Source organism: Sphingomonas sp. (genome assembly GCF_965200135.1).
Taxonomy (GTDB): domain Bacteria; phylum Pseudomonadota; class Alphaproteobacteria; order Sphingomonadales; family Sphingomonadaceae; genus Sphingomonas.
Genome location: NZ_CBDATK010000009.1, coordinates 97,998 through 110,286, shown reverse-complemented (window position 1 = coordinate 110,286; position 12,289 = coordinate 97,998). Strand labels below are relative to the sequence as shown.

The 12,289-nt window shown below is 67.2% G+C and carries 15 protein-coding genes and 2 pseudogenes; 8 read left to right on the top strand and 9 right to left on the bottom strand.

Annotation, left to right across the window (positions count from 1 at the left end):
* Positions 1 to 47 precede the first annotated feature (47 nt).
* The 3 genes from ACOFKS_RS12065 to gap are packed head-to-tail and all read right to left on the bottom strand — an operon-like array spanning position 48 to position 2,735.
* Positions 48 to 1,235, bottom strand: a complete 1,188-nt coding sequence (locus ACOFKS_RS12065) for a phosphoglycerate kinase (RefSeq protein WP_419809493.1) — start codon at positions 1,233 to 1,235, stop codon at positions 48 to 50.
* Complete coding sequence (locus tag ACOFKS_RS12060; RefSeq protein ID WP_419809492.1) at positions 1,232 to 1,723, bottom strand: MOSC domain-containing protein; 492 nt, start codon at positions 1,721 to 1,723, stop codon at positions 1,232 to 1,234. The genes ACOFKS_RS12065 and ACOFKS_RS12060 overlap by 4 nt, the downstream gene beginning before the upstream one ends.
* Positions 1,724 to 1,727: 4 nt before the next feature.
* On the bottom strand, positions 1,728 to 2,735 hold the full coding sequence (gap, locus tag ACOFKS_RS12055; protein ID WP_419809491.1) for a type I glyceraldehyde-3-phosphate dehydrogenase: 1,008 nt from the start codon (positions 2,733 to 2,735) through the stop codon (positions 1,728 to 1,730).
* A gap of 180 nt (positions 2,736 to 2,915) precedes the next feature.
* Here gap and ACOFKS_RS12050 point away from each other — a divergent pair, with 180 nt between their 5' ends.
* The 4 genes from ACOFKS_RS12050 (at position 2,916) to ACOFKS_RS12035 (ending at position 4,530) form a co-directional block, all read left to right on the top strand.
* Entirely contained in the window at positions 2,916 to 3,092 is a 177-nt protein-coding gene (locus tag ACOFKS_RS12050; protein WP_419809490.1) for a hypothetical protein, read from the top strand.
* A complete protein-coding gene (locus tag ACOFKS_RS12045) occupies positions 3,092 to 3,415 on the top strand; it encodes a cell division protein ZapA (protein WP_419809489.1) in 324 nt (107 codons plus the stop codon). The genes ACOFKS_RS12050 and ACOFKS_RS12045 overlap by 1 nt, the downstream gene beginning before the upstream one ends.
* Before the next feature lie 369 nt (positions 3,416 to 3,784).
* The gene (locus tag ACOFKS_RS12040) at positions 3,785 to 4,315 is read left to right on the top strand and encodes a 5-formyltetrahydrofolate cyclo-ligase (RefSeq protein ID WP_419809488.1); all 531 of its coding nucleotides are present in this window, start codon (positions 3,785 to 3,787) and stop codon (positions 4,313 to 4,315) included.
* A complete protein-coding gene (locus ACOFKS_RS12035; protein ID WP_419809487.1) occupies positions 4,312 to 4,530 on the top strand; it encodes a DUF2842 domain-containing protein in 219 nt (72 codons plus the stop codon). The genes ACOFKS_RS12040 and ACOFKS_RS12035 overlap by 4 nt, the downstream gene beginning before the upstream one ends.
* Positions 4,531 to 4,689: 159 nt before the next feature.
* On the opposite strand, the gene ACOFKS_RS12030 is transcribed toward ACOFKS_RS12035, so the two are convergent.
* From ACOFKS_RS12030 to ACOFKS_RS12010, 5 genes and pseudogenes are all read right to left on the bottom strand, one after another.
* Positions 4,690 to 5,172 carry a flavodoxin gene (locus ACOFKS_RS12030; protein WP_419809486.1) on the bottom strand — a complete coding sequence of 161 codons (483 nt, stop codon included), beginning with the start codon at positions 5,170 to 5,172 and terminating at the stop codon, positions 4,690 to 4,692.
* Between the two features lie 101 nt (positions 5,173 to 5,273).
* Positions 5,274 to 6,229, bottom strand: a pseudogene (locus ACOFKS_RS12025) (aldo/keto reductase).
* Between the two features lie 235 nt (positions 6,230 to 6,464).
* Complete coding sequence (locus ACOFKS_RS12020; protein WP_419809485.1) at positions 6,465 to 7,334, bottom strand: aldo/keto reductase; 870 nt, start codon at positions 7,332 to 7,334, stop codon at positions 6,465 to 6,467.
* Complete coding sequence (locus tag ACOFKS_RS12015; protein WP_419809484.1) at positions 7,331 to 7,729, bottom strand: cupin domain-containing protein; 399 nt, start codon at positions 7,727 to 7,729, stop codon at positions 7,331 to 7,333. Before ACOFKS_RS12015 ends, ACOFKS_RS12020 begins: the two co-directional genes overlap by 4 nt.
* Before the next feature lie 18 nt (positions 7,730 to 7,747).
* Positions 7,748 to 8,731 carry an aldo/keto reductase gene (locus ACOFKS_RS12010; RefSeq protein ID WP_419809483.1) on the bottom strand — a complete coding sequence of 328 codons (984 nt, stop codon included), beginning with the start codon at positions 8,729 to 8,731 and terminating at the stop codon, positions 7,748 to 7,750.
* A 135-nt stretch (positions 8,732 to 8,866) separates the two neighbouring features.
* Between ACOFKS_RS12010 and ACOFKS_RS12005 the strand changes: the two genes are divergently transcribed.
* The 4 genes from ACOFKS_RS12005 (at position 8,867) to ACOFKS_RS11990 (ending at position 11,301) form a co-directional block, all read left to right on the top strand.
* Positions 8,867 to 9,784 (top strand): LysR family transcriptional regulator, encoded by a 918-nt coding sequence (locus ACOFKS_RS12005; RefSeq protein WP_419809482.1) that lies wholly within the window; start codon positions 8,867 to 8,869, stop codon positions 9,782 to 9,784.
* Positions 9,785 to 9,971: 187 nt separating this feature from the next.
* A complete protein-coding gene (locus ACOFKS_RS12000; protein WP_419809481.1) occupies positions 9,972 to 10,565 on the top strand; it encodes an SOS response-associated peptidase in 594 nt (197 codons plus the stop codon).
* A complete protein-coding gene (locus tag ACOFKS_RS11995; RefSeq protein WP_419809480.1) occupies positions 10,562 to 10,903 on the top strand; it encodes a hypothetical protein in 342 nt (113 codons plus the stop codon). Before ACOFKS_RS12000 ends, ACOFKS_RS11995 begins: the two co-directional genes overlap by 4 nt.
* Positions 10,904 to 10,992: 89 nt before the next feature.
* On the top strand, positions 10,993 to 11,301 hold the full coding sequence (locus ACOFKS_RS11990) for a helix-turn-helix transcriptional regulator (RefSeq protein ID WP_419809479.1): 309 nt from the start codon (positions 10,993 to 10,995) through the stop codon (positions 11,299 to 11,301).
* Here ACOFKS_RS11990 and ACOFKS_RS11985 read toward each other — a convergent pair.
* Positions 11,279 to 11,996: pseudogene (locus tag ACOFKS_RS11985) on the bottom strand (integrase arm-type DNA-binding domain-containing protein). The gene ACOFKS_RS11990 and the pseudogene ACOFKS_RS11985 sit on opposite strands and share 23 nt — an antisense overlap.
* Between the last annotated feature and the right edge of the window lie 293 nt (positions 11,997 to 12,289).

Sequence of the window (12,289 nt, the reverse complement as noted above, 5' to 3'; positions counted from 1 at the left end):
AGTTCAACGCCCGCCTGCTCTGCGGGGCAACATTCCACCGCTCGACCCTATCGAGCGAGTGCCGCGACGCCGGGCAGCGCCTTGCCCTCCATCCATTCCAGAAACGCGCCGCCAGCGGTGCTGACGAAAGTAAAATCGGCCGCCACCCCCGCCTGATTGAGCGCCGCCACCGTGTCGCCGCCGCCCGCGACCGACACCAGGCTGCCGTCCTGCGTCAGCGCCGCCGCCGTCTTCGCCAGCGCGACCGTCGCCGCGTCGAAGGGCGGCGTCTCGAACGCGCCGAGCGGGCCGTTCCAGACCAGCGTGCGGCAATTCTTCAGCACATCGCCCAGCGCCTCCGTCGCCGCAGGCCCGACGTCCAGAATCATCTCGTCGGCGCCGACCTCGTGGACGTTGACCGTCCGCGTCGCCGGGTTCGGCTTGAACTCGGTCGCGACGACCACGTCATAGGGCAGGTGGACGGTGCAGCCCGCGCGGTCCGCCGCCGCCATGATCGCCTCGGCGGTGGACGCCAGGTCATGCTCGCACAGCGACTTGCCGACGTTCACGCCGCGCGCCGCGAGGAAGGTGTTGGCCATCCCGCCGCCGATGATGAGGTGATCGACGCGGGCGACCAGATGCTGGAGCACGTCCAGCTTGGTCGATACCTTCGCGCCGCCGACCACCGCCGCGACGGGGTGTTCGGGGCTGCCGAGCGCCTTGTCGAGCGCGTCCAGTTCCGCCTCCATCTGCCGCCCCGCAAATGCCGGCAGAGCGTGCGCGAGACCTTCGGTCGAGGCGTGCGCGCGGTGGGCAGCGGAGAAGGCGTCGTTGACGTACAGGTCGCCTAGCGCCGCCATGCGCTCCACGACGGCGGGGTCGTTCTTTTCCTCGCCCCCGAAGAAGCGCGTATTCTCCAGCAGCGCGATGTCGCCCGGTTGCAACATCGCCACCGCCGCCGCGTCACCTTCCCAATCGACATAGCGCACTGGTCGCCCGAGCAGCTGTTCGTAGGGCCGCGTCAGCATCGCCAGCGACAGCTCGGGCGCCGGGCCTTTGGGACGCCCGAAATGCGCCAGCACCAGCACGATCGCGCCGCGATCCGCCAGCTCGGTTACCGTCGGCACCGTTGCGCGCATCCGGGTGTCGTCCGTCACCTGCCCGTCCGCCATCGGCACGTTCAGGTCCTCGCGCACCAGCACGCGCTTGCCATGGACGTCGCCCATATCGTCCAGCGTCTTGAATGGCCTGCTCATCCCACCACCTCAATTGTGTCACCGACCACGATCGCCCCGCCTGAGACGACGCGCGTGCAGACGCCGCCTCGCCAGTCCGGCACCAGCGCCCTGAACATTCCCGGCGCGACCGCGTCCATGCGGCTGCACGGATCGCATTCGACCGTTACCTCGAACCAGGCCTCTCCGACCCGCAGCAACGCGCCCGGTCGCTGCGGCAGGTCGATACCGTCGACCAGCAGGTTGCATCGCCGGAGCCACCACGGCGCCTCCACGCCGACCTCGGCGCACGCCGCCAGCCAGTCGCCGCGTTCGAACAGCGTCACTTGGCGCCGGTTGCGCCCGCCGGGCCTGAACAGCCCGCGAAAGTCGCCTTCCACGCCGCGCTCGCACGTCACCTCGGCGCGGTCGAGCACCTCCATCGGTGCCTTGGGCCTTGCCTTGCGCGCGATGCCCGCCAGCACGCCGGTCCCGACCGCAACCGGCAAATCGAGCGGCGGCGCGGTCACCGCGTCAGACGAACCGCGCCATCGCGGTGGCGGTGTCGACCATCCGATTGGAGAAGCCCCACTCGTTGTCATACCAGCTGACGACGCGCACCAGCTTGCCGTCGAGCACCGCCGTCTCCAGGCTGTCGATCGTCGACGACGCCGGCGTGTGGACGATGTCGATCGAGACCAGCGGGTCGGTGGAATAGTCCAGCACACCCTTCATCGGACCCTCGGCCGCCGCCTTGAGCAGCGCGTTGATCTCCTCGCGCGTGGTGTCGCGCCCCGGCGTGAAGGTGAGGTCGATCAGGCTGCCGTCCGGCACGGGCACGCGCACCGCGGAGCCGTCCAGCTTGCCCTTCAGCTCCGGCAGCACCTCGCCCACCGCGCGCGCCGCGCCGGTGGTGGTCGGGATCATGCTCATCGCCGCCGCCCGCGCGCGGCGCAGGTCGGGATGGATCTGATCGAGGATCTTCTGGTCGTTGGTATAGGCGTGGATCGTCGTCATCAGCCCGCGCTGGATACCGACGCTGTCGTTCAGCACCTTGGCGACGGGCGCCAGGCAGTTGGTGGTGCAGCTGGCGTTGGAGACGATATGATGGTCGGCGGTCAACTTGTCGTGGTTGACGCCATAGACGACGGTCAGGTCGACGCCCTTCGCCGGCGCGGAGATCAGCACCTTCTTCGCGCCCGCGTCGATGTGCTTCTGCGCGCTTTCGCGATCGGTGAAGAAGCCGGTGCATTCCAGCACCAGATCGACGCCAAGTTCCTTGTGCGGCAGGTTCGCGGGGTCGCGCTCGGCGGTGACGCGGATGCGCTTGCCGTCGACGACCAGATCCTGGCCCTCGGCCGAGACCTCGCCCGGATAGCGCCCGTGGACGCTGTCGCGGCTGAACAGCCAGGCGTTCGACTTGGCGTCAGCGAGGTCGTTGATCGTCACCAGTTCCAGGGAGTCGCCACCATTTTCCAACATGGCGCGCGCTACCAGACGGCCGATCCGCCCGAAGCCGTTGATCGCAACCTTGACCGCCATGTGAACTGCCCTCGAATGGGGTGGACCGCGAGCCTTGGATGCGGGCGCGCAACGGCGGCGCAACGCGCGACCTGCCACCGAAATGGATGATGCCGGGTCGCCTTCGCCAGCCGCACGCCCGCTGTCAACCGCCGCACGCCCCCCTTGCCGCTCCCGCCACACGGCCTTATCGCCGCCGCCATGGCAGAGCCCCCCGCCGCCGACCGCATCGACGCCGCCCTTTCCCGCATCGACGCCGCCCTCGCCGCCCGCGCGGCCGCGGGCGACGTGCTGTCCCGACGTCACGCCGCGCTGAAGGCGCGAATGGCGGAGGCAGTCGCCGCCCTCGACGACGTCATCGCGCGGGGTCCGGCCTGATGGCCGAGGTCCTGCTCCAGATCGGCGGCCGCACCCATGCTGTCGCCTGTCATGCCGGCGAGGAGGCGCGCGTCAGGATGCTCGGCGCGTTGCTCGACGAGCGCTGGTCCGCCGCGCAACGCGCCGCCGGCGGCGTCAACACCGAACGCGCGATGTTCTTCGTGGCGCTGATGCTCGCCGATACGCTCGACGAGACGCTGCATCGACCGCCCGAGGGCGCCGCGATGAGCGAGACCGCGCTCGCCCGCGTCGCCGACCGGCTGGAACGGCTCGCGCATGCCCTCGAGCAGACGCCTCTTGAGGGTGGGGCGGCAAGCGCCTAGATAGCGATTGGCGGGTTCTGCCCGGTACGAGCCTTTATTATCCCTGAGGCTATTCATCATCCAAAGGGGGCTGTCCCTGCCCGGACCCTGGTCCGACGTATATGGTCCCCACCTGACGTACCGTGCGTCAGTGGATAACCCGGCATACGGCCATGGTGGGCCCGCCACCGCGCCGCCGGCACGCACGCAGCAATTCTGCGTGCGAGACCGGCAAGCGCGGCCGGCGGGAAGCGTCAGCGCTCCCGTCCGACGACGCGGCTTTGCCGCGGCGCGCCTCACCCCCTTCCTTGCAGCAGCGCATTTTCCGAAGCGGCTCGAGTCACGGTCACCGGTCTTGGCGCGGCCGGGCCTTCGCGGAGGAGGGCACCGATGACCAAACCCGCCCTGCGCGCGAAACTTCGCGCGGTCCGCGGCACCGCGGACGGGCCTCCCATCCCTGCCTACCCCGCCTTCGTCGAGCGCCTCGCCCCCGGCCAAGTCGTCGCCAGCTACATCCCGGCCGGCAACGAAGCCGACCCCGCCCCCCTCGTCGCCGCCGCGCTCGCCGCCGGCTGCCGCCTTGCGCTTCCTCACGTCATCGATCGCGCCAGCCCGCTCCGCTTTCTCGCCTGGCGGGGCGACGCGGCGCTGGTCGCGGGCCCGTTCGGCCTGCGCCAGCCCGCCGCCGATCTCCCCGAGTTGGCGCCCGCGATCATCATCACGCCGCTGGTCGGGTTCGACCGGCAGGGCAACCGCCTCGGCCAGGGCGCGGGACATTACGACCGCGCGTTCGGCGAACACCCCACTGCCTGGCGCGTCGGGGTGGCATGGGCCATTCAGCAGGTCGAGGCGTTGACCCCCGACGTGTGGGACGTGCCGCTGCACGCCATCGCCACCGAGCAGGAATGGATAACCCCGTGAACGACCCCGCCATCCCCTCCTGGCGCAAACCCGCCGGCGCGCTCGCCATCCTGCTCCTGATCGCGGTCTGGTGCGTGCTGGTGGCAAGCCTGTCGCGCTACGTGGGCGAATGGTGGTGGCCGGCGCAGCTGGTGTTCTACGTCGTGACCGGCATCATCTGGATCATGCCGCTGAAGCCGCTGCTGCTGTGGATGGAGACCGGTCGCTGGCGGTAGGGATGGTTCATGAACAAGCGGAGCCTCGCTGACCAGCCCGCAAGGTCGCAACCCGCAGCATAGCGAGCATCGAATATAGCTTCAGCAGGCCGAGCGGACTGAGGTGGTTCCGCCTTCTTGGACAGTTTGGCGGCTGAGCTAAGTTATACCCCTGTTGATTTACGCGTGAACACGCCCAAGCCAATCGCGTACCTGGTTCAAGGTCCTGCGCTCCTGATCGGCCTCCAGCACGAAGGCTCTTTCGATATGTGCAGCCGCCCCATGTCGGGCGAGCACGGACGGCGCCTCGCCCACGCCGTAGCCGCCGTGCGTGATGAACGGGCGCAGCGTTTTGCCGCTGAGATCGTGCGATTTTAGAAACGAACGGATCGGCGGCGGTGTGGTCTCGCCCCAAATGGGGAAGCCGAGGAAGATCTCGTCATACTTAGCAATATTGTCGACCTCGGCGGCGAGCGGCGGCTCGAAGCCGCTGTCGCGTTCTTGCTTCGCCTGCGCGACGTGCTGTTCGTAGTCGGCGGGATATGGTCGCGCCGGCCTGATCTCGAACAGGTCGGCGCCGAGCTGGCGGTGCAGCGTCTCGGCGATCACCCGGGTGTTGCCCGACCGCGTCAGGTAAGCGACGAGCGTCTTGGCGCCAGTCATCGGTGTTGATCCTTTATCTTGGGCACAGGCCGACGCGCTTGCGAAGGCAAGGATCGCCGGCGCCGCGAGTAGGGCGCGGCGTGACAGCCCGTCCGGCCCGCTCACGACCGCCTCGGCGGTGCCTCGACCCCGGAAAAGGCCTGCACCGGCGGCGGCAGCCGATCGCCCTTGACCGCGATCGCCGCGACGGCCGCGTTCAGCTCCCGCAGCTCGGCGGGGGTGAAGCGGACCGCCATCGAGCCCGTGTTCTCGGTCATGTGCGCCATCTGGGTAGTGCCGGGGATCGGCACGATCCAGGGTCGCTCGCGACCAGCCAGGCGAGCGCGATCTGAGCGGGCGTCGCCCGCTTGGCGCTCGCCCAGCGCTTCAGCAACGTCACCAGCGCCAGGTTGGCCGTGACGTTCTCGCGCGCGAAGCGGGTCTCGCCGCCGCGGATGTCGCCGGGCGCGTAGGCGGTCTGTACGTCGATCGCGCCGGTCAGGAAGCCCACGCCCAGAGGGCTCCAGCAAACGAAGCCGATGCCGAGCTGCTCGCACAGCGGCAGCACCTCGGCTTCCGGACCGCGCCACAGCATCGAGTATTCGTTCTGAACGGCGGTCAGGGGCAGCTCGGCATGGGCGCGGCGCAGCGTGCCCAGCCCCATCTCGGACAAACCCCAGTGGAGCACCTTGCCCTGGCGCATCAGGTCTCCGACCGCGCCGGCGACGTCCTCGATCGGCACCGCCGGATCGACGCGGTGCTGGTACACCATGTCGAGGCGATCGGTCCGCAACCGCTTCAGCGATCCTTCCACCGCCGCCTTGATGTGCTCCGGACGGCTATCGAGCGGGTCGCCGGCAACCCGCTTGCCGTCCGGACCGATGTTCCACCCGAACTTGGAGGTGATGACGACCTGGTTTCGGAACGGCTGCGCGGCCTCGCCCAGAATTAGTTCGTCCTCGAACGGGCCATAAGCCTCAGCCGTGTCGAACAGGGTGACGCCTCGCTCGTGAGCCGCACGGATGATGCGGATCATCTCCGCCCGATCGGGGATCGTCGTTTGATAGGTCCGATGCATGTTCTGCACGCCGAGCCCCACGCTGGAGACCTCCAGCGACCCGAGCTTGCGGCGCCCGCCGTCGCGCCGGGCCGCGGGCGGCGCGGCAGTGGCGCCATGTGCCGCGCCGAGCGATGCGGCGGCCAGCCCGACGCCCGCGGCGCCGAGCAGGCTGCGCCTGCTCACCTGTCCTGATGCTGCTCCATTCATCGCGCTCGCTTCCTCAATCTGGTCGGTGTGCATGGCGGTCGCCAACCTAGAGCTTGCGGGTGCCGAGCCGTTTCACCATCGCCGGGTCGCGATGGTCGAAGAAGCTGCTGGCCTTCTGGTCGAGCCCGGCGATCGCGGCGATGTCATCGCCATCGAGCTCAAAGTCGAAGATCCAGAAGTTCTCGGCCATACGCTCCTTGCGCACCGACTTCGGGATGGCGACGATGCCGCGCTGGTTGAGCCACCGCAGCACCACCTGCGCGACGCTCTTGCCGTGCTTGCGGCCGATCCCGGCGAGCACCTCATTGGAGAACAGCCCGTTCCTGCCCTCGGCGAACGGTCCCCAGGCTTCCTGCTGGACCTTGTACTCGGCCAGGATCGCCTCGGCCTCGTGCTGCTGGTGGAAGGGATGCGTCTCGATCTGGTTGACCGCTGGCGTCATCACATTGTGGAGCACGAAGTCGGCGAGGCGATCGGGGTAGAAGTTGCTGACGCCGATCGCGCGAATGCGCCCAGCCTTGTGCAGCTCCTCCATCGCCCGCCATGCGCCATACACGTCGCCATAGGGCTGATGGATCAGGTAGAGGTCGAGATAATCGAGGCCGAGCTTGTTGATCGAGCGCTCGAACGCGGCCTTGGCGCCCTCATAGCTGGCGTCTTCGATCCAAAGCTTGGTCGTGACGAACAGCTCGCCCCGGTCGATGCCGTGGTTGCGGATCGCGGCGCCGACCGCCTCCTCGTTCCCGTAGGAGGCGGCGGTGTCTAGCAGGCGGTAGCCCACGTCGATCGCATCGCGGACGCTGCGCTCGCACTCGGCCGGGTCGGGCACCTGGAAAACGCCGAAGCCGAGGCTCGGCATGGCGACGCCGTTGTTCAGCGTCACGGTCGGCATGTTGCTATTGCTATCCTGGCTCATGCTCGATCTCCTGAAAATTGTGCGTCCGTTACCTTTTCCATCCAGGTGACGGCCGCTCCGTCCTTCTTCTCGGCGATGGCGATGTGGCTCATCGCGCAGCCGGGCGAGGCGCCGTGCCAGTGCTTCTCGTCCGGCTCGAACCAGACGATGTCGCCGGGTCGCACCTCCTCGACGGCGCCACCCTCGCGCTGGACCCGGCCGAGACCTGTCGTCACCAGCAGGGTCTGGCCGAGCGGGTGCGTGTGCCAGGCGGTGCGGGCGCCAGCCTCAAAGGTCACGGTCGCCCCGCTGATCGCGCCGCTGCCGCTGAACGGAGCGTCAATCCGCACGGTGCCTGTGAACCACTCGCTTGGCCCTTGGGCCGAGGGCTGCGCGCCGCTGCGCTTGATCTCCATGTTCGTTTCTCCTTAGCGTCAACGGTTGATGAGGTTCTGGTGCGAGGCGGGGTAGCGTTCGCCCACGACCTTGATGCCGTCGAGCGCCTGTTCGATGCGGGCGAGATCGTCGCCGGTCAGGACGACGTCAGCGCCGCCCAGATTCTCTTCCAGCCGGTGAAGCTTGGTGGTGCCGGGGATCGGCACGATCCACGGCCGCTGCGCGAGCAGCCAAGCGAGCGCGACCTGCGCAGGCGTCGCGCCCTTTTCGAAGGCCATCGTGCCGACGAGGTCGACCAGCGCCTGGTTGGCGGCCATCGCGTCGGCCTGGAAACGGGGAACGGTGCTGCGGAAGTCATCCTTACCGAACACTGTCTTCGGGTCGAGCTTGCCGGTCAGGAAGCCCTTGCCGAGCGGCGCGAATGGCACGAAGCCGATGCCGAGTTCCTCCAGCAGCGGCAGGATCTCCGCCTCCGGCTCGCGCCAGAACATCGAGTATTCGCTCTGAAGTGCGGCGACCGGCTGCACAGCATGGGCGCGGCGGATCGCGTCGGGGCCGGCCTCCGACAGCCCGAAATACTTGACCTTGCCTGCCTGGATCAACTCCTTTACCGTGCCGGCGACGTCCTCGATCGGCACGTTCGGGTCGACCCGATGCTGGTAGAGCAGGTCGATGCGGTCGGTGCGAAGCCGCATAAGGGCCTCGTCAGCCACCTGGCGGATGCGCTCGGGGCGGCTGTCCAGCCCTTGCGCCGGCACGCCGTTGACGAAGCCGAACTTGGTGGCGATCACGACTTGGTCGCGCACCGGCGCCAGCGCCTCGCCGACCACCTCCTCGTTGTCGCCGGGACCATAAGCCTCGGCGCTGTCGAAGAAGGTGACGCCGCGCTCGTGCGCCGCGCGGATCAGCGCCACCGCCTCGCTGCGGTCGGTCGCCGGACCGTAGCCGAAGCTCAGGCCCATGCAGCCAAGGCCAAGCGCTGAGACCTCAAGTTCGGAGCGGCCGAGTTGTCGCTTCTGCATCATCTAATTCCTTGGTTGGCGGAATGGCGCGTTGTGCCGGACAAGGGGCCGTCCCTACGCTTACGAGAACTAGCGATCCCGACTGTTATCGATTAGAGCCTGCAATCGGGAAGCCGCGATAAGGTCAGCTAATCAATGAGTGTCGAGAACTTCAACGACCTTGCCGCTTTCGTGGCAGTCGCGAAGGAACGCAGCTTCACGCGCGCCGCAGCGAAGCAGGGTGTCTCGCAATCGGCGCTGAGCCAGACAATCAAGGCCTTGGAAGCGCGGTTGGGCGTGCGGCTGCTGGCGCGTAGCACGCGGAGCGTGTCGGCGACGGAAGCGGGCGAGCGGCTGCTGCGCACCTTGGCGCCGCGCTTCGAGGAGATCGAGCAGGAGTTGGGCGCGCTCGGCGCGCTGCGCGACAAGCCCGCGGGGACGGTCAGGATCACCGCCGGTGAGCACCCGGCGGTTTCGATCCTGCAACCCGCCCTCCAGCGCATCCTGCCCGACCACCCGAACATCCACGTTGAGATCGTCGTCGATTACGGGCTGACCGACATCGTGGCGCAGGGTTACGATGCCGGCGTGCGGCTAGGCGAGCAGGTCGCCAAGGACATGATCGCGGTGCGGATCGGCCCCGACATGCGGATGGCCGTGGTCGGCTCGCCCGCATATTTCGCGGCGCGCTCGCGCCCCGAGACGCCCCAGGACCTGACCGCACACAACTGCATCAATATCCGCCTGCCGACCTATGGGGGATTGTTCGCTTGGGAGTTCGAACGCGACGGTCGCGAGCTTCGTGTGCGGGTCGAAGGGCAAGTGGTGGTCAACCACGGAGCGGTGCGGCTCGCCTCCGTCCTCGACGGCCTCGGCCTGGCCTACGTGCCCGAGGACCAGATCGTCGACCATGTCGCCTCCGGGCGCCTAATGAGGGTGCTGGAGGACTGGTGCGCACCGTTCTCGGGCTACCACCTCTACTATCCTAGCCGGCGGCACGCCTCTCCGGCGTTCGCGGTCGTGGTGGATGCGCTCCGTCTCACCGGCACACGGAGCGCGTCGGTCAGAAACTGAGTAGCCCGGCGGCTTGACCATCTGCTTCACGAATCTGTGAACCGACTGCCGACGGGCAGGTTCGCTATCCCGTGCCACGCAGGTCCGGTTTTAGTGTCAAAGGAAACGCTCCGCCTCGACGAGCTGAAGCGCACCTCCGCCGGGTCCTGTCACAGAGGCCGGGTTTTGGTGTGAAAGGATTCAGTGGATGTGCAACGACTACGAACAGCACGTGAAGTGGCGCGAGTATCAAGACATGATGCAGGCGCTCGCCTTGGGCACACCTACAGACCAGTCCGAGCGCGACCTTCCGCAAGCCGGCGACATAAGGATCAACGACGTCGGACCGGTCATGCGCGCGGCCGGAAACGGGATCGAGCTGGCACCCATGCGGTTCGGTTTTCCGCCATCGGCTCCGAAGGGCGGTCCGGTCTTCAACTTCCGGTCTGAAGGGCGGAGGTTCGACAAGAGCCACCGCTGCCTGATCCCTGCATCGGCTTTCTTCGAGTTCACCGGCTCGAAATATCCGAAGGCGAAGCATCGATTCACGCTGAGCGACGCACCGTTCATGGCCATCGCGGGCCTGTGGCGCGAAGGCGACGGGACCCAGCCGGCCGCTTTCACGATGCTGACGACGAACCCCGGGCCGGACGTGGCGCCGTATCATAACCGTCAGATCGTGGTGCTCCGGCCTGAGGATTGGTCCGCATGGATCGACCTCGGTCGCCCCGAATCAGACCTGCTGCGGCCGCTTCCCGCCGGCGCGTTGACCGTTGAGACGGTTCGGGCAGTCACGACGTGACCGAGTATCCGCGTACGCCTGATGGTCGCTACTTCGTCGTCCGGGCGCGCCTCTGGAGGACCAGCAATCCCCACCTTCCGGAACGCGAGCGGGAACGGCTCGTGGGCGAGCTGATGGCGGCCCGGCGAGCCGTGCGTGACACCGCCGGCAGGCCTGCCGAAACCGCATCGGCGCGGGCAGCCGTCGATGCAGCCAAGGTCGCGCTGGGCGAGCGAGGCCCCGTGTGGTGGGACGACGGCGCGCCCGATTACAACCGGCACACGGCAAGAACGACGCCGTATGCGGATTGGGCTGCGGCGCTGGACCCGACGGATCAGGGCCGCCCTTTTGCACGCTAGCGTTTCCCGCTGCACTTCTACGATCACCTTGGCCTTCCCGGGACGAACGAGCTGCCGTTTGGTGGCGATAGCTCACGACGGAGGCTGAGATGATTGATCTACATAGCTTGCCTGTTGCGGCGGTGCCGGCGAAACCGGGCGCATCGGCCAGCTACATGAAGCGCACCGTACGGCGTTCAGAACTTCGCCGCATCGTTCCGCTGGCCGACACGACGATCTACGAGATGGAGCAGCGAGGCGAGTTTCCCCGCAGATTCTACCTGACACCCCGCTGCGCTGCGTGGGACCTCGATGAAGTGGAGGCCTGGCTCGAGGCGCGTCGGCGGACCTCGGAAGTGCCGACGGCGCCAGATGTGCGGCTGCGTCGTTCCAGACCTATGCGGACGTCTCAGGGGTGAGCAGCTCCAGCGACGGCGGATAGAGCTTGGGCGTGTACGTTCGCCCCTCCACCCACGCGTCGACGATGTTGGCCCACTCCTGAAGCATGTGCCGTCGCTGCGGCTCATACTCGGCCTTGTTGTAGACGCCGCGGGAGGATCTGGAGTCTTCGTGCGCGAGCGCCTTCTCGATCCAATCGCGGTTGAACCCGAGATCGTTGAGCAGCGTCGATCCCGTCCGTCGTAGATCATGGACCGTGAACGGCGCCAACGCCTGCCCGTTCGTCTTTGCCGCATCGACAACGGAGTAGGTGACCCGGTTGACGGTCGCGCGGGACATGGGCGCGTCCGCATCGTAGCGGGACGGCAGCAGGTAGCTCGAATTGCCGGCACATGCCTTGAGCGCGATCATGATGTCGAGCGCCTGCTGGGACAGGTACGCGCCGCTTCTCCCGCTGCTTTTCCAGCGCAGGCGACTTCCCTTCGGCGACGAGCTTGCGGGCTGTCATGCAGGGTTCCCGCGCCTCGGCAAGGGACAGCCCGCCGGGGCCATATTTGCCGAAGGTCAGCGTCTCGCGCCGTCCGTGCAGCCGGTAGTCATAGCGGAAGGCAATCTGGCCTGTAGGCGAAACCGCCGCGTACATACCGTCACGGTCAGCGACCTTGTACGTTTTTTCCTGTGGTTTGAGGCGCTTGAGAGCGAGGTCGGTGAGCATGGATCGAGGCTCTTGACGGTAAAACTCGGCCTTCGTCGACCTAAGCTTACCGTCAGAAATTATACCGTCAATCTTTCCAATTTGGTAGTAACAACAGCAGGATACGGGCAAACGGAAAATCCGATTGACAATCAGTTTTTGCGCCGCGGCATTCGAGGCTGGTGAGCCACAAAAAAGTACCGTCAGCTATACCGTCAGGTGGTATCGCTTACCCGCAATTGCCAGCGATAGGTGGCGAGCGCTAAGTCACTGACCTATGACGGGATATGGGGCATAAACCGATTGCCTGCGAT

Excerpts from the sequence above, each read along its gene's own strand:
- ACOFKS_RS12065 (WP_419809493.1), bottom strand. The coding sequence starts at position 1,235 with ATGAGCAGGCCATTCAAGACGCTGGACGATATGGGCGACGTCCATGGC.
- gap (WP_419809491.1), bottom strand. The coding sequence starts at position 2,735 with ATGGCGGTCAAGGTTGCGATCAACGGCTTCGGGCGGATCGGCCGTCTG.
- ACOFKS_RS12050 (WP_419809490.1), top strand. The coding sequence starts at position 2,916 with ATGGCAGAGCCCCCCGCCGCCGACCGCATCGACGCCGCCCTTTCCCGC.
- ACOFKS_RS12045 (WP_419809489.1), top strand. The coding sequence starts at position 3,092 with ATGGCCGAGGTCCTGCTCCAGATCGGCGGCCGCACCCATGCTGTCGCC.
- ACOFKS_RS12040 (WP_419809488.1), top strand. The coding sequence starts at position 3,785 with ATGACCAAACCCGCCCTGCGCGCGAAACTTCGCGCGGTCCGCGGCACC.
- ACOFKS_RS12030 (WP_419809486.1), bottom strand. The coding sequence starts at position 5,172 with ATGACTGGCGCCAAGACGCTCGTCGCTTACCTGACGCGGTCGGGCAAC.
- ACOFKS_RS12020 (WP_419809485.1), bottom strand. The coding sequence starts at position 7,334 with ATGAGCCAGGATAGCAATAGCAACATGCCGACCGTGACGCTGAACAAC.
- ACOFKS_RS12015 (WP_419809484.1), bottom strand. The coding sequence starts at position 7,729 with ATGGAGATCAAGCGCAGCGGCGCGCAGCCCTCGGCCCAAGGGCCAAGC.
- ACOFKS_RS12010 (WP_419809483.1), bottom strand. The coding sequence starts at position 8,731 with ATGCAGAAGCGACAACTCGGCCGCTCCGAACTTGAGGTCTCAGCGCTT.
- ACOFKS_RS12005 (WP_419809482.1), top strand. The coding sequence starts at position 8,867 with ATGAGTGTCGAGAACTTCAACGACCTTGCCGCTTTCGTGGCAGTCGCG.
- ACOFKS_RS12000 (WP_419809481.1), top strand. The coding sequence starts at position 9,972 with ATGTGCAACGACTACGAACAGCACGTGAAGTGGCGCGAGTATCAAGAC.
- ACOFKS_RS11990 (WP_419809479.1), top strand. The coding sequence starts at position 10,993 with ATGATTGATCTACATAGCTTGCCTGTTGCGGCGGTGCCGGCGAAACCG.